This is a genomic window from Yaniella soli, assembly GCF_054782375.1.
In genome coordinates, this window is sequence record NZ_BAAGSP010000026.1 from 21627 (window position 1) to 38052 (window position 16426).

13 protein-coding genes and 2 riboswitches are annotated in these 16426 nt (G+C 58.2%); of the genes, 1 reads left to right on the forward strand and 12 read right to left on the reverse strand.

The genetic code is table 11. From position 1 onward, the window contains the following. Positions 1-62: 62 nt before the first annotated feature. Positions 63-683 carry a 5-formyltetrahydrofolate cyclo-ligase gene (locus ACYVJT_RS12280; RefSeq protein WP_343959432.1) on the forward strand — a complete coding sequence of 207 codons (621 nt, stop codon included), beginning with the start codon at positions 63-65 and terminating at the stop codon, positions 681-683. Here ACYVJT_RS12280 and ACYVJT_RS12285 read toward each other — a convergent pair. The 12 genes from ACYVJT_RS12285 to ACYVJT_RS12340 all read right to left on the reverse strand — a co-directional run. After that, a complete protein-coding gene (locus ACYVJT_RS12285) occupies positions 677-874 on the reverse strand; it encodes a hypothetical protein (protein WP_343959430.1) in 198 nt (65 codons plus the stop codon). The genes ACYVJT_RS12280 and ACYVJT_RS12285 overlap by 7 nt on opposite strands. A gap of 4 nt (positions 875-878) precedes the next feature. Then, the gene (locus ACYVJT_RS12290; RefSeq protein ID WP_343959428.1) at positions 879-4793 is read right to left on the reverse strand and encodes a DUF4011 domain-containing protein; all 3915 of its coding nucleotides are present in this window, start codon (positions 4791-4793) and stop codon (positions 879-881) included. Positions 4794-4897: 104 nt separating this feature from the next. After that, a complete protein-coding gene (gene guaA, locus ACYVJT_RS12295) occupies positions 4898-6493 on the reverse strand; it encodes a glutamine-hydrolyzing GMP synthase (protein ID WP_343959493.1) in 1596 nt (531 codons plus the stop codon). A gap of 47 nt (positions 6494-6540) precedes the next feature. Next, positions 6541-7086, reverse strand: a complete 546-nt coding sequence (locus tag ACYVJT_RS12300) for a DUF3817 domain-containing protein (protein WP_425579900.1) — start codon at positions 7084-7086, stop codon at positions 6541-6543. Further along, positions 7083-8027, reverse strand: coding sequence for an SURF1 family protein (locus ACYVJT_RS12305; protein ID WP_343959426.1), 945 nt, complete (start codon positions 8025-8027; stop codon positions 7083-7085). Before ACYVJT_RS12305 ends, ACYVJT_RS12300 begins: the two co-directional genes overlap by 4 nt. 7 nt (positions 8028-8034) lie before the next feature. Then, complete coding sequence (locus tag ACYVJT_RS12310; protein WP_343959424.1) at positions 8035-9171, reverse strand: GuaB3 family IMP dehydrogenase-related protein; 1137 nt, start codon at positions 9169-9171, stop codon at positions 8035-8037. A 59-nt stretch (positions 9172-9230) separates the two neighbouring features. Further along, a complete protein-coding gene (gene guaB, locus ACYVJT_RS12315; RefSeq protein WP_343959422.1) occupies positions 9231-10775 on the reverse strand; it encodes an IMP dehydrogenase in 1545 nt (514 codons plus the stop codon). Positions 10776-10907: 132 nt separating this feature from the next. Further along, the gene (gcvH, locus tag ACYVJT_RS12320) at positions 10908-11288 is read right to left on the reverse strand and encodes a glycine cleavage system protein GcvH (RefSeq protein WP_343959420.1); all 381 of its coding nucleotides are present in this window, start codon (positions 11286-11288) and stop codon (positions 10908-10910) included. Positions 11289-11310: 22 nt separating this feature from the next. After that, entirely contained in the window at positions 11311-12411 is a 1101-nt protein-coding gene (gene gcvT / locus ACYVJT_RS12325) for a glycine cleavage system aminomethyltransferase GcvT (RefSeq protein ID WP_343959418.1), read from the reverse strand. A gap of 10 nt (positions 12412-12421) precedes the next feature. After that, the gene (gene gcvP / locus ACYVJT_RS12330; protein WP_343959416.1) at positions 12422-15253 is read right to left on the reverse strand and encodes an aminomethyl-transferring glycine dehydrogenase; all 2832 of its coding nucleotides are present in this window, start codon (positions 15251-15253) and stop codon (positions 12422-12424) included. Positions 15254-15292: 39 nt separating this feature from the next. Next, positions 15293-15380: riboswitch (glycine riboswitch) on the reverse strand. Further along, a riboswitch (glycine riboswitch) is annotated at positions 15381-15470 on the reverse strand. A gap of 164 nt (positions 15471-15634) precedes the next feature. Continuing rightward, the gene (locus tag ACYVJT_RS12335) at positions 15635-16057 is read right to left on the reverse strand and encodes an organic hydroperoxide resistance protein (RefSeq protein WP_343959414.1); all 423 of its coding nucleotides are present in this window, start codon (positions 16055-16057) and stop codon (positions 15635-15637) included. 117 nt (positions 16058-16174) lie between these two features. Continuing rightward, positions 16175-16426, reverse strand: a 252-nt coding sequence (locus ACYVJT_RS12340; RefSeq protein WP_499418442.1) for a hypothetical protein, incomplete at its 5' end; no start/stop codon positions are given.

Sequence of the window (16426 nt, forward strand, 5' to 3'; positions counted from 1 at the left end):
TCTAGGAGGGCTGCGCCAATGGCCTGTTTGTTTGTGGGCATACCGGTGTCACAATTGGTTTTATGACCAGCGATACGAAAGCCGAACTCCGGGCCCAGTTTTTTACCCAACGCAAGGAACTCGATATAACACAGCGCCAGTTGCAGTCCGAGGTGCTGTGCCAGACACTTTTCGATTGGTATCGCGGTTTGGAGAGCGCACACCGTGATGCACGCAAGGTTGCGATGACCATCAAGTTCGGTTCCGAGCCGGACACTGATCCGCTGATGCACGCCTTGCACAATGACGGTGTTGAGCTGTGGGTGCCGATTTCGAATAAGGATCGTTCGATGTCGTGGACTCGCTGGTACCCGGGGGTACCGATGGAACAGTCGGCCCTGGCCCCGATCGATGAGCCGGTGGGTGAACGGTTTGGGCCCGAAGCCGTCGCGGATGCCGATGTAATCCTGGTGCCGGCGCTTGCAGCCGATACTGGTGGCTACAGACTGGGCAAGGGCGGTGGCTATTATGACCGTTTCCTTGCTGCCCTCTCCGAGCTCAGCGATGAACAGCCCCTCTTGGTGACACCGCTGTTTGATCACGAGTATTTCGCCGCCGATGACGAGGCGTTTCCCATCGAAGCCCATGACCTACCGGTCCAGGCCGTGGTGACAGCGTCTACCGGGCTGGTGTGGGTTCAGTAGTGCGGCGGTTTTTCGTCCAGCATCCAGCGATCCCGCTCGGATAATTTTTCTTTGCTGGGCTTGTGCTTAGGGTCCGGTTGGAGGTCATCCAGGCGGGGTTCGGGACCATCTGCCGAGGCGGGACCAGTTCCGGCAACCGTGGCCCGCCGAGGGCGCCGCTTGCCTTGAATCTCGTCGTTGTCGTGACCCATCAGCTCAGTCTTCTGTGTCCTCGTCTGCTGCCTTGAAACCCGAGGCCGCTGGTAATTGCAGTTGTGCTGCGAATCCGTCGGTAACGCTCATGGGGTCGGTGAACACATCAATGGCCCACAGGGTGTCATTGCGCCAGCCAAGCTGTGCAAGTTGCCCTGGTATGGTGCGAGTCCGTGTTCGAACGGGTGCATCGTGGTGACGGGTTGCCCCATCATAGGACACCGCGGTGGGCTGGTAATGCTCGGAGTGGAACTGTGCGGCGTGATGCTGTGGGGTGTAGAGCAACAGGTCGGTGAAATCATGGGTATCGAACTGATATGCGGCCCCACGTTCGGTCAGATGTTGGACGAAGTCCTCACTGAGGTGATCCAACGGTTCCCCCGCTCCCCCGTCGACCGGTTGGCCACTCGTGGCCGGAAGATTCACTAGCAGTTCCCAGAAGTGGTAAGCACCTGACATGAGATTGTCGAAGTTGATCTCATGCGGGTGGATGGCGGTGAACACGCTCAGGTGGGTACGCGCCCGCGTAAATGACATGGCATAGTATTCCACACCGTGCTGTTCAGATAGCGGTCCGAAGTGGTGGACCACTTTGCCGGTGGCTGTGCGACCATAGCCCAGTGTGAAGATCACGTGGTCGGCCACAATACCGTGGGCGCGCTCCATGGGTGCCACCACAAATGCTTCGCCACTGGGTGAGGTTTTGGCACTAAAGAACTTGGTCGCCCACCGGTGGTTTGGCAGGTTGTAGCGGATGGATTCGGCAATACGTCGCGCGTGGGCACCATTAGCCGCAATGACGGCAAGCGATTGTTCTGGGGAGTCCCGAAAGTGCTCGAAGACAGCATCGACGGTGCGTGTGACCTCGGCGGTCGTGGATTCGACCCCGTCGTCGCCCATCCCTGGGCTGCCAGGTTCGGTGAGGTATTCCACGCTCATCCCGGTTTGGGAACTGGTGGCGATTTCTTGGGGTGTTGGGGCCCTGTCGAGGCTGCCTTCGTAGAGTTGTTCGCCGAGTGTGCGGGCCAGATATTGGTTGACGCCGCGGTGCACGATGTTCAGTGGCACGACGGGGAGCACCCGGGTGAGTGCTTGGTGCACGGATTCTGCTTGGCGCGGGTCCGATGCGCGTGCGGTCGGATCAATCGACACTTGGAACCCGACGGCTCGTCCGGACACCGCGTCACCGAACGCAACGACTTGTGTGGCACGCGAGATGGCGCCCAGCCCGGTGGCCAACCCGATGGTCTCGGAGTCCAGTACCAGCACGGTGTCAAAGGTCACCGATGGGGGCAGTTCGGCAAGCGCCAGCGGCGAGGTGGTCAAGATGGGCACCAGGGGCTGCAACAACTTCGGATTGATGCCCAGTACGGTTTCGACATTGGCAGCACCGGTACGGAGCAAGCGTCGCAGGGAATCCGCGGCATCCGGGTAATCCCGTGTGGCCTTCTCCCAGGTCGCCGCCAGGCTGTGGCGGACGCGTGAAGGGCCGGATTCCAAGTGCGCAGTGTCGGCGATTCGGTATTCTTCTTCGAGCTTGGCCAGCTGTTCGCCGGTGGTCGCCGCTAAGTGTTCGTCGGCGGAGAGCATGGCTTCTAGTGCTGACTGCCACCAGGCAACTTCGAGCTCTAATGTCACTTGGTCGGATGTCACACCACGTGCTTGGAAATCGTCGAGGAGTTCTTCCAGGCCCTGCTCGGTGAGCTGATCAATGACAATGGTGCGCTCTGGCAGGGTGTGCAGCGTGTGTGAATCTTCAACGAGTTTGGACAACACATCGTGCAGGTCCCCGGCATCCATGCGGGTCAGGTGCTCGGTTTCGGATTCTGCCGGTGCGAGCATGTCTTGGAGCCGGTCAAGATTTTCATGCAGCCGATCGGCGTCGGTGGCCAACGCTTCGACTCCGGTGGGGATGACCGGGTTGCGCTTGGAAGAGGTCCATTCATTCCAACTGGTCAGTTGATCTTGGACTTTGATGAGCGCTTCGTGCAAGTTCGGTACGTCGACGCCGGGGCGGATGTATTCGCGTGCTAGCCAGCGCAGCCGAGTACGGGTCATTGCAGACATGTCGATGCCTTGCTGTTTTCGCCAAGAACCGCTTGCCGTGGCCGCGATGAGATCGGTCACGGGCCGGTCGAAGATATCCGGGGTGAATTTATCCAGGGTGTCGCGGACTTCGCGCAACAGTTCGACCTGTTGAATCCACTGCGTAATATTGGCACCCATGGTCAGCTGGGCGTGCGTGGTGGCGGCTTCGAAGCGCGGTGCCACATCTGACAGGTCATCGTGGACTCGTTGGGCGAGCTCTAATGCGGCTTCAGCTTCATGCACATTGCGTAACCGGGCACCGTACCAGGGCGATTCGGTGGAGGATGCTTCGAACGCGCCCAGTTCGGCCGCGTAGCGGAGTTGTTCGGCTACCTGTTCGCGATCCACGGTGGCATCGAGGACGGAGCGTTTCAACCGCACCGATGTCGCCGGTGCTGGCTCGGCGTTCATCAGGGTGACCAGTTCGTTCATTGCCTGGATCGGCGAGCATTGCCAGCGTTCGCGTACCTCGTGCAGCGACTCGGAGTGGTCCAGGAGCTGTCGACGGACGTCGCGGAGGGTGTCGTGGATGCGTCGGACCGCGGGTTCTTTGGCACGCTCGGCAGACAGTAGCGAACGCACGAGTTGTTCGGTCACTTCTTGCGGTCCGGTGTCAGCCTGAACGCTGAAGAGCAGCGGGTCGAGTTGGTGTGCCGCGAGTCGATTGGCGAACTCGTTGAGCGTCGAGGTCTTCTCGGCGATGACCAGCACGCGTATACCTTCGGTGGCGAGACCGGCCGCGGCAGCCACGGCGGTTTGAGTTTGGCCGGTGCCGGGTGGGGCCGAGACCACCAGAGACTCACCGGCAACGATATGATCGACTGCTCGTTGTTGGGAGCGGTCCAAATCAGCCACGAGGATTTCGTCGGCCGGATCGCGCTCATCTAGCGGGACGGGCTCGAATGCTAGCTGCGGCGCTTCATCCCCGAAGCCTGCGTCATCGGTGCCTGCACCGACCTCATAGAGTGCTGTAATCACCTTGTGGTCAGGGTCTACTACTTCACTGGATGCGGTGTCTGACAGGTCCGCAAACGTGGAGATGAGCAGCCGGTGTTCTACGACCAATCCACGAACCTTTGAGGTATGCCCTCGCAGGAGGTCCAAGGTTGGGTGGGGCTCGAGTTTCGCGGTGGTGTAGGCGGCTTCCTCATACTGTTGAGGATCCAGCGTAATACCGTAGTGACTTGCGAAGAAACGCACCAGAGCAGGATTGAGTCGTGCCGGCCCTACGATTTGCACGTCGTAGTCGTCCCGGTTTGGACGGGCGGCTAAACGGGCCGGAGCCAGCAACACGGGTGCCGACATTTGCTGGTTAACACCGTTTTCGGTAGTGCGCCAAGTTGCCAGTCCTGCAGCAACGTGGCCGACGTTAATGCCACGGTCGGCCACGAGCTCTTGGACTTTGGCGTCGATGGCTTCAGCGGTCTCAAGACTGCGCTGCATTTCGGGTTGATCCCGCAGCAGTGTGGTCAGTCTGGTGCGACGAGCCGAGAGAAATTGGGTGAGCCCGCTGGGTTGGGAATGCGTGACGTCAATGGAATTGGATATCGTGGGTGCATACCGCAGCATGGTGTCGGATTCGGTGCCGGTTGCGATTTCGGAAAGCCACCGCGAGAAGTCCTGTTCAGCCACCTCAACAGGATCCACCGGATCTTCGTCCGCGAAGAAGTTTTCTTCCACGCGTTCTGAATCGTCGGAGAACTCAGTATTTTCGGGAAGCTCTGTTTCGTGGAACCCAGACTCGGCTGCGGCAACCTCAAGTCGTACATCAACCTCGTCGGCGGACGACGCTATATCGTCATGGTCGACGTCATTTTTTCCGTGGCTCACGCTCATCCTTCCTGTGGTTGATACAGGTTGCACCTTCACGACTCTAGTACCAAACCACCGGACTTTTGCGTTGCCACACCCGAAAAATCCCCCACGTCGTCAGTTTATTCCCATTCGATGGTTCCCGGTGGTTTGCCGGTAATGTCGAGCACCACGCGGTTAATGCCGTCGACTTCAGCGGTGATGCGCTGGGAAATCCGATCGAGAATGTCATATGGGATCCGTGCGAAGCGTGCGGTCATCGCATCTTCGGAGACCACTGGACGCAAGACCACCGGGTGGCCGTAGGTGCGGCCGCCCTCGTTGACGCCGACGGAACGCACATCGGCGAGCAATACGACCGGGGATTGCCAGATTTCGCGGTCCAGTCCCGAGGCGGTGAGCTCTTCGCGCACGATCGCATCGGCTTCACGTAACAGGTCGAGTCGTTGTTTGCTGATGGCTCCGACGATGCGGATACCAAGACCTGGGCCGGGGAAGGGTTGCCGCCATACGATTTCATCGGGCAGTCCGAGTTGGGTACCTACCTCACGGACTTCGTCCTTGAACAGTTGACGGAGGGGTTCCACGAGCTCAAATTCCAGATCCTCGGGCAGTCCCCCAACGTTGTGGTGGGATTTGATGACCTTGGAACCATCGGCGTCGCCGGATTCAATCACATCCGGATACACGGTGCCTTGCACGAGAAATTGGACATCGGTGGCGTCTGGATCATGCGCCGAGGCAGCCACGATGTCGGCTTGGGCTTGTTCGAAGGTGCGAATGAACCGTTCGCCAATAATTTTGCGCTTTTCTTCTGGATCGGACACTCCATGTAACGCGCTGAGGAATTCGTCTTCAGCGTCCACCATGACCAGCTTTGCACCACCGGTTGAGGCACCAAAGGCACGCTCAATCTCGACTGATTCATCTTTGCGCATCAAGCCGTGGTTCACATAGACGGCAGTGAGTTGATCGCCCACGGCACGCTGGACCAGTGCTGCAGCAACCGCGGAGTCCACGCCGCCAGAAAGTCCGACGAGTGCTCGTTTATCACCGATTTGTTCACGGATTTTTGCGATTTGCTGGTCGATGACCAAATCAACAGACCAGTCTGGTGCCAGATCCGCGGCGATAAACAGGAAGTTTTTGATCACAGACTGTCCGTGGGGTGAATCTGCGGTTCCGGGGTTCCAGGCCACACCATAGACTTGAGCTTTCGCGTCTTCTGCAGCGGCGACCGGCATGTCCGCATGGGATGCTGTGACAACGAAACCCGCGGCAGCTTCTGTGACCACGTGTGCATGGTTCACCGCAACGTCCTGGGAGGTTGGCTGTCCCGAAAACAACGTGGCATTGTCGTCGATGTTCTCCAGCTGAACGGTACCGGCCAATGGGGTGTCTGCTTGACGGACTGAGGCACCCAGTGCTTTGGACACGGCGGTAAACCCGCCACCAACGGCCAAAACTGGGATGTCGGCTTCTAGTAATTTCGGGTCGACGACCGCGACGTCTTCGGCTGCCGATGACCGGGCTGCGATGACCAGTGCTGCCGGGCGGGCCGCCAAAATCGTGTCAGCCGACGCGGTGTAGGAATAGACCTCAGAGTACACTTTGGCTTCGCGGATCCGGCGAGACAGAACTTGGGCGTCGTCGGAGCCGTAGTCGACGACGATGACGGTGTCTTGGTGTTGTACGGCAGCGTTTTGGGGTGTAGTCATCATAGCATCCAATGTAGTGGAACGGATTGATTGACGGCGCGTACGGTCTAGTACCGCAGCACTGCTTCGGGATGGGCGGCCAGCTCACGGCGCACATCTTTATTGACGCGTTTCTCAACGATGAACGACAAAAACGGCACGACGCCACCACCGGCCATGGCCATGAGACGTATGCCGCCCCAACGCATCATGGCCCACAAGCGGAAGCAGCCTAAGAGGTAGATTACATATCCCCAACCGTGGATGATCAGGATCAGCAGGGAGATGTTCACACCTTCTAGTACGGCATCCTGGTGGTAGAAGCCCAGAATAAATTCAGTGCCATCTTCAGCGACGCCGCCGGCAAACATTTCGTATCCAAAACCATATTTCACAATCATTTGGACGACGAGTAGCAGCAGAAAGATACCACTGAACCAGGCGGTCACCGTGTAGAGCCGTTGAGCGCTGCGAATCTGGCGATGTGTGCCACCAAAGCGCCGCTTCTTTTTGCCCTCGGGGCGGGGTGGTGCTTGTCCAACGTCGTCCTCGGTGATGTCTTCTGGGTCCGGCAGGGTCGTGGGATCGACCGGGGGTGTCGGTTTATCTGTCATGATTCTCGTGAGTCTTTCTGGTCGTCGGAGCTATACCCATGATAGACCCGGTAGGCCTGCTCGGCGGCAACCTTTTCTTTCCGCGCTTGATCGCGGAGCCGTTGGAGTTCTTGGGCACGCCAGTGTTGTTCCCAGAGCTCGTCGAGCTCTTCTTCGCGTTGATCTTTCAGGTAGTCGTCGCGAACGAAGCGCCACCACAAAAACAGCGAGAAGACGGCGAAGATGAACCATTCAATCGCGTAGAAAATGTTCAGCCATGCGACTTCGGTTTCTTCTGGCTGAGGTGCCACATCAACAGGTTGAACATCGGTTGCACCCGATACGACATGTTCCGTTGAGTCAACGGTGAATTTTTCGGCCACCACATATCCGGCATAGAGGTCCTGATCCCAGAGATTGACCAATTGGGATGTCGCAAGCATTTGCGTTCTGACGGGCTCACTAGCGTGGTTGGTATTGGGTGTTGGTCCTTCACCCGGGATGAGACGCCCCTCAAATTCCATCATGTCTTGGGCTGAGACATCGGTGGCCTGTTCAAACATTTCGGTGAGTTCGGCTGTGTCAGCTTCGATTTCTTCTTCGACCCAGCCCCAGGCGACGGGGATTCGGTACCCATCGGGTGCGCCGTCAACGGTTGCTTCTGAGACGAGCCACAGCCCCAGGTTGCCTTCTTCGACACGTGATTCGACTTGGACGGTGTTCTCAAGGTTGAGGTTGCCGCGAAATGTCACCATCTGGTCGGCTTGATCCGTCATCATTGGCGCGCCGGGCTCGAAGTGTTCCGTCAGCGCGACCGGCGTTTCTGTCTCAGCGTGGTCGCGCGGTTGGTTGGCGGTGGACTGTTCGAATTGCCATTGTGTGAGCAACACGAACAGTGCTGCCACCACCATGGTGAGGAGGAAAAATCCGATCCACCGGGGCTTTAGTGCGGTACGTAGCAAGTATCTATCATCCCGTGTAGGTCGGTGAGATCTGCACTTCGACTTTTTGGAAGTCTTTGAGATCCGTGTATCCGGTGGAAGCCATGGCCCGACGCAGTGCGCCCATGAGATTTGCGGTGCCGTTGGTGTGGTTGGTCGGCCCCAGCAACAGTTCATCCATCCCTGCAACGGTGCCCACGTGGGTGCGATCGCCGCGTGGGAATTCTGAATGCGCGGCTTCTAGACCCCAGTGCCAGCCTTTACCGGGTGCTTCGTCAGCGCGCGCCAGGGTGGTACCCAGCATGACGGCGTCGGCGCCCATACCAATTGCTTTGACGATGTCGCCCGAATTCCCCGTGCCGCCATCACCAATGACGTGGACATAGCGCCCCCCGGATTCATCCATGTAGTCACGGCGTGCTTCAGCGATATCGGATATGGCAGTGGCCATTGGAACCCGAATACCCAGGGCACGGCGTGTAGTCGAAGAGGCACCGCCGCCAAAACCGACCAGCACACCGGCCGCACCGGTCCGCATCAGATGCAGTGCGGGCGTATAGCCGGCCACTCCCCCGACGATGACTGGCACATCGAGTTCGTAGATGAACTTTTTCAAATCCAGTGGTTCTTTGGTTTCTGATACGTGCTGCGCTGACACCGTCGTGCCGCGAATGACAAACATGTCCACGCCGGCGTCGACGACGGTTTTGTAGAATTCCTGGGTGCGCTGTGGCGTCAAGGCGCCGGCAACAACTACGCCGGCTTCACGGATCTCTTCGATTCGTGCGGAAATGAGATCGGGTTGAATGGGTGCTGCATAGAGCTCTTGGAGGCGCGCTGTGTTCTCTGGTGAAAACTGTTGAGCCTTCAGGGCAGCGATTTCATCGAGGACGGGTTGTGGGTTCTCATAGCGAGTCCATAGCCCTTCGAGATTCAGCACGCCCATACCGCCAAGTTGACCCAGTTGGATTGCGGTGGCCGGTGACATCACCGAGTCCATGGGCGCCCCGATGACGGGCATGGAGAATTTAAACGCGTCGATCTGCCAGTCCAACGAGACATCTTCGGGGTCGCGTGTGCGGCGGGTAGGCACAATTGATACTGCGTCCAGGGGCATGGCTTGTCTGCCGCGTTTGCCTCGGCCAATTTCAACTTCGTAGCTCACGTATATCCAGTTTCTATCCGGTACGGATGGGTTTTAGCGCTTGGGTCTACACCGACATTTTATTTGGTGCGATAGTTTGGTGCTTCTACCGTCATCATAATGTCGTGCGGGTGAGATTCTTTGAGTCCTGCGGCGGTCACGCGGACGAACCGGCCGTCGCGCTGCAGCATCTCAATGTTTTCGGAACCGGTGTAGAACATGGTCTGCCGCAGCCCACCTTCTAGCTGGTGCAGGACAGCACCGATGGGGCCACGGTATGGCACTTGGCCTTCGATGCCTTCCGGGATGAGTTTTTCATCATCCGGGACATCGGCTTGGAAGTACCGGTCTTTGGAATAGGAGCGTGAGCCGTCGCGAGTTTGCATGGCACCCAGCGACCCCATGCCGCGGTAGGTCTTGAACTGTTTGCCGTTGTAGAACACCAGGTCGCCCGGTGACTCGGCGGTACCGGCCAACAGTGAGCCGAGCATGACGGAGTTCGCACCGGCCACCAGTGCCTTGCCGATGTCACCGGAGTGCTGCAGTCCACCGTCTGCGATGATGGGCACACCGGCTGGGATGGCTGCCTTGGCTGCTTCGTAGATGGCGGTAACCTGTGGTACACCCACACCGGCAACAACGCGCGTGGTGCAAATGGATCCTGGGCCAACGCCAACCTTTACAGCGTCAACGCCGGCATCGACGAGGGCTTTTGCACCCTGATACGTGGCTGCTTGGCCGCCGATGACGTCGACGTGCCTGGCTGCGGGATCGTCTTTGAGTTTGGCGACCATGTCGAGCACGCCTTGGGTGTGGCCGTTTGCGGTGTCAACCACCAGCAGGTCCACGCCGGCTTCGACGAGTGTCATGGCGCGTTCGAAACCGTCACCAAAGAATCCAACGGCACCGCCAACGCGGAGTCGGCCTTCGTCGTCTTTGGCGGCATTCGGGAATTCTTGGGCTTTGTCGAAATCCTTGACCGTAATGAGGCCTTCGAGTTTGTTGTCGGCGTCAACCAGAGGCAACTTCTCGATGCGGTGCTCTTGGAGCAGGTCGACGACATTTTCGCGTTTGACGTTGAAGGGCGCGGTGACCAGTGGCATTTTGGTCATGATCTCGTGGACCTGGGTGGTGTCGTATTCCTCGCGTGGCACGAAACGGGTATCACGGTTGGTGATGATGCCCAATAGCACCATGTGCTCATCGACCACGGGCAGACCAGAGATGCGGTAGCGGCCGCAGAGGTCGTCCCATTCCGCCAGGGTGGCGCGGGGCGAGATGGTCACCGGGTCGGTGATCATGCCGGACTCGTTCCGTTTGACCTTGTCTACTTCTGCAGCCTGGTCTTGAATCGACAGGTTGCGGTGGATGACGCCCAGACCACCGTAGCGTGCCATGGCGATGGCCAGTGGTGCTTCGGTGACGGTGTCCATCGCTGCGGAAATAACCGGGGTGTTGATGCGGATGCGTTTGGTCAGTTGGGTGGAGACGTCGGCATCTGCGGGGATGACGTCGGTCATGTTGGGTAGCAGCAAGACGTCATCATAGGTCAGCCCGACAAACCCGAAGGGATCATGGGCTTTGGTGACAGGTTCAGATGATGGCCCGGAAGTGTGGTCGGTCACAGGATCATACCCTTTCAAGAAGTCCTTTAGTCCCAATGATAAGGGTTGTGAGGCTATGAATATTCCGAACGTGGCGTTCGGTGACGTTTCATCGCAGACCGTGAACACTTCCGGACCAAAATGGTCTGGTTGTTACTCGACGGTGCCTTCGGTTTGTTCGGCGTATTGTTCTGCGGTGAGCAGTTCGCCTTCTTCGGTCACCTCGACGGTGAACAGCCAGCCGGCACCGTAGGGGTCTTCGTTGATGCGTTCCGGGTTTTGGACTACGTCGTCATTGGCTTCGACAATGGTGCCGGTGACCGGTGAATAGAGTTCGGACACCGATTTGGTTGATTCCAGTTCGCCGCAGACCTCACCGGAGGTGACGGTGTCACCAACCTCGGGAAGTTCGGCGAAGACGACGTCGCCGAGTTGGTCGGCCGCGTAGTCGGTGATGCCGATACGCACCGGGTCTTCGTCATTGAGCCATTCGTGTTCTGGGGAGTAGCGTAGTGCGGATTTAACGACTGTCATATATTGGTCCTTTTGCTCGGTATTAGCGGGAGTAGAACCGGGTCTTAGTGATGACAAATGGGAGGGCTTTGCCGCGAACTTCGACATCCACCACGGTTTCGAGGTTCGCGTGGTCGGCATCAATATAGCCCAGCGCGATGGGGTGCGACAGGGTCGGTGACGGGATCCCGGAGGTGACGTGCCCGACCACTTGACCATCGATCACCAGGTTGGCCCCGGACCGCCCGGCTCGACGCTGGTCACTGGTGAGGCCGACGAGCACTTGCTTCGGGGCGTTATCACGCAGCGGTTCGAGGGCACAGCGTCCGACGAAGTGTTCTTTCTTATCGAAGGACACGATCCGCGCCATGCCGGCCTCAAATGGTGTGCGCTGCGTTGACAGTTCGTTACCGTACAGTGGCATTCCGGCTTCCAAGCGCAGTGAGTCTCGACTCGCTAACCCACACGGCGTGACCGTGATCCCAGCATCTGCAGCAAAGAGGCCGTCCCACAACTGATTGATATCGTCATTGGGCGTGATAATTTCAAAACCGTCTTCACCCGTGTAGCCGGTGCGAGCCACGATCCACGTGCTGCCTTCCACGTGTAACTCCGTGACCCGATAGTTTTTCAACGAGGACGCTACTTCCGCAAAGTCATCGCCCAAAGCTGCTACGAGGTCCGGGGCTTTGGGCCCTTGTATCCCCAGCAGGGACAGCTCCTCGGTGGCGTCGTCGATCGTGACGTCCATGGAGTGCAACCGTTCATGTACCGCATCCGATACGGCTTGGGCATTGCCCGCGTTGGGAACCATCAGGTAGCGGTCCTCGCCCAGCCGGTAGACAATCAGATCGTCCAAGATCGTGCCCTGCTCGGTGAGCATGACCGTATATTTTGCCCGGCCAACGGTCATTTTTGAGAAGTCGCCGGCCAGGGCGGTGTTGAGTCCTGTGACGGCATCAGGGCCCGTTACGAATATCTCACCCATATGCGATAGGTCAAAGACTCCCACAGCCTGGCGGACCGCTTGGTGTTCGGTCATCTCTGAGGAGTATTTCAGCGGCATGTTCCAGCCGTTGAAGTCCGTGAAGCTTGCGCCCAGCGCATCGTGAGCCTCAAACAATTCAGTGGTTCTTAGCGTCATGTTTGGGCTCCTAGTTCAGCTCAAAAGCTTCTGGTGGTGGGCAGGAGCAGATCAGATTGCGGTCGCCCCCGGCCTGATCGACTCGTGATACCGGAGTGAAGTATTTATCCACCCGCAAGCTTGGGACCGGGAAGGCTGCTTGTTCTACCGAGTAGGCGCGATCCCAGTCTGAGGACACTACGTCGGCGACCGGGTGTGGTGCGTTGCGGAGCACTGAGGCTTCAACCGAAACCTTTTCGTCTTCGATCTCAGTTATTTCTTCACGGATCGTGATCATCGCGGTGACGAAGCGTTCGAGTTCGTCGAGGTCTTCAGATTCAGTGGGCTCTACCATCAGGGTGCCGGGTACCGGGAACGCCATGGTCGGCGCGTGGAATCCGAAGTCCATCAACCGCTTGGATACGTCTTCGGCGGTCACGCCGGTCTTCTTGGTGATCTCACGAAGATCCAAAATGCACTCATGTGCGACCAGATCATTGAGACCGGTGTACAGGACCGGGAAATGATCCTTCAGGCGATGGGCCAGATAGTTTGCGGACAACACGGCAACCTGGGTGGCTTCCTTAAGGGCTTCGGCGCCCATCATGGTGATATATGACCAGGTGATGGGGAGAACACCGGCAGAACCATGCAGCGTGGAAGCAACCGGAGTGGATTCATCGGGCAGCGGACCGTTTGGTTCTGCTGGCAAGTGTGGGATCAGGTGTTCGGCAACGCACACCGGACCGACGCCGGGTCCTCCCCCACCGTGCGGAATGGAGAACGTTTTGTGCAAGTTCAGGTGGGAAACATCGCCACCAAATTTGCCCGGCTGAGCCAACCCAACCAGAGCGTTGAGGTTGGCACCATCAATATAGACCTGTCCGCCGGCGTTGTGGATCTTCTCGCAGATGTCGACCACATCGGTGTCATAAATCCCGGCGGTGGAAGGGTAGGTAATCATGATGGCGGCAATGCGATCACCGTGTTTGTCCAAGACCTCATCGAGGTGTGCGGAGTCGATCGAACCGTCGTCGGCGGTCTTGACCACGACGACTTGCAGACCGGCAAGCACAGCCGAGGCGGCATTGGTGCCGTGAGCTGATGCCGGGATGATACAGATGTCACGTTCCATCTCGCCCTGGGCTTTCAAATACTGTCGGATCGCCTGCAATCCTGCGTATTCACCTTGCGAACCGGCATTGGACTGCAGTGATACAACCGCATATCCGGTGATGGCTTCGAGCTGTGATTCCAGATCCTTGATCAGTTCCTGCCAGCCCGCGGCTTGCTCAAGCGGTGCGTACGGGTGGATTCCGGCAAATTCTGGCCAGGTGATAGCTTCCATTTCGGCCGCAGCATTGAGCTTCATGGTGCACGAACCCAGCGGGATCATCGTGCGGTCCAATGCCAGGTCACGATCAGCCAGACGACGGCAGTACCGCATCATCGTGGTTTCCGAACGAATCGTCTGGAAAATCTCGTGGGTCATGAACTCGGACTCGCGGACCAACTCGGTGTTAACCGCTGTCTCACCGTCACCAACCTCGGCGTCGAATACAGCGGCTAATGCTTCGACATCGGCGTCGGTCGTGGTCTCATCGGTGGAGATGGCCACTTGGGTATCGGAGAAGCGCCGCAGATTATACCCGGCATCGTCGGCCTTGGCGATTGTGGCATCGACGTCATTGACGGTGACGACCACGGTGTCGAAGAAATGTTCGTTGGCGAGGTCAAAATCTGCGTCGCGCAGCGAGGCTGCCAACCTGGTTGCCATGCCGTGGGTGCGCTGGGCGATTTCCGTAACGCCCTCTGGACCGTGGTATACACCGTACATGCCAGCCATAACGGCCAGCAGTGCCTGGGCGGTACAGATGTTTGAGGTAGCTTTTTCTCGGCGGATGTGTTGTTCACGTGTTTGCAGTGCCAGACGGTATGCGGGTGTGCCTGCCATATCTTTAGATACCCCCACCAGACGGCCCGGCATTTGGCGAACAAACCGCTCCTGGGTGGCCATATAGGCGGCGTGTGGCCCACCGTAGAACAGTGGAACACCAAACCGTTGGGTGGTGCCCACCGCGATGTCGGCACCTTGCTCGCCGGGCGGGGTGATCAGGGTCAATGACAGTAGATCGGCGATCACGCTGATCATTGCACCGCGTTCTTTGGCTTCATCAAAAACCTTTTGATGGTTGACGATCGCACCGTCGTCGGCGGGCTGCTGTACGATCACACCGCACAGGTCGACTTCTGGTAGGCCATCGGCCGCCAGATCCACGAGTATTGTTTCAACACCCAGAGAACGGGTGCGCCCCATGATCACGCTGAGTGTCTGCGGGAAGATGTTCGTGTCGACAACGACGGGTGCGTCGGAGTGTTTGCGGTTGGCCCGTCGCATCATGAGCACAGCTTCTGCTGCCGCCGATGATTCATCCAGCAGGGAGGCATTGGCGATTTCTAGGCCGGTGAGGTCGGCGACCATCGTTTGGAAGTTCAGTACGGCTTCGAGTCGGCCCTGCGAAATTTCTGGCTGATATGGGGTGTAGGCGGTGTACCAGCCCGGGTTTTCCACCACGTTGCGGCGAATGACCGCCGGAGTAATGGTGTCGTAGAAACCCTGTCCGATCATGGATTTTTTGACGGTGTTTTTCGCGGCGAGTTCGCGGAGTCGTGCTTGCGCTTGGGTTTCGGTCAGAGCATCGGGCAGCACGAGTGGTTCGGGTTGGGCAATGTTTGCTGGCATTGCAGCGGTCGTCAGCGCGTCTAAGTCCTCGTAGCCTAACGCTTCCAGCATTTCTGCAACGCCGGATTCGCGTGGGCCAAGGTGACGATGAGCAAAGTTGGCTAGATCATAGACAGCCATGGGATCTCCTTGGGGTGGATAGTGTTATCCGTTTCGGATCCCTCCCCATCTGTTATTGACCTGAGAGTTTTCCAGTAGCTGGTTGCCCCGTCGGTGAGTCGAATGTTCGACTGCTTTCCAGATTGGCCTGTAGTAAGCGGTATGGGTACCTGAGAGATTCCTGGGGAGGAAGTTGCACCGTCGGTGCCCAACGAGTGGGCTCTCCCGCCTGCTATGCACGGCCAAATTCAGTTATGCTTCGGGTCACAGTATATCCTGGACTTTCGAAATTGAGAACTTTGCCCCGGCGGGTGTGGAGATTCTCGCTGCATCTCAGTCCCAAGGGACACGAATGCCCCGACGAATTCTCGCCGGGGCCTCGCTCACGAGTAGGAAGCTATCTCAAACAGCTTTGACTTCGACTGGGATATTGCCACGTATGGCCTTGGAGTATGGGCACAGCTCGTGGGTGCGATCGACGACCTTCTGCGCGGTCTCTTTATCGACATCGGGCACGGTCACCATGAGTTTTATGGATAGACCGAAGCTCTCGCCTTCTTTGCCAATCCCGACCTCGGTGTTCACAACGGAGTTCGACGTATCAACGTCCAACTCTTTACCGGCGAGTCCCAAGGCGCTTTGGAAGCAGGCACCATAACCCACGGCGAAGAGCTGTTCTGGATTCGCACCTCCGCCTGGGCCACCCTGTTCTTTGGGAGTACGGAGGCTGACGTCGACCATCTTGTCGTCAGTGGCACCACGGCCGTCTCGGCCGCCGGTAATCTCTGCTTTGGCGGTGTATGCAATCTTTTCGGGAGTGTTCATATATCTTCTCCTATTCGTCGAAGCTGATTCCCTTGATTCGGTTGCCGCCTGAAGCGGCCACCCCCTTCCAGCATTGTCTGATTTAGCGCAGTTGTCCAGGGCTGAGCAATAGCGGATTCAGGGTGCCCCGAAAGTCTTCGAGGAGACCGCGGTCGTCGTAAGTTGCTGTGCCGGCGAACGTCTGGTGCGTGCGTCAATGATGGTGAGTATCAGTAGTGCGAGGCAGAGAACGCTCAGTGTTGCCGCAGCTACACCAACCGCGATGCCGAGCGTAGTACTACAGTCGTGTTTGTAAAGTGTGGCCGCGTGCTGTGTAGTGATATTGCTGGGCCCGGTATTGGTGTTGACGTCGCCATAATGAGGCTCGCA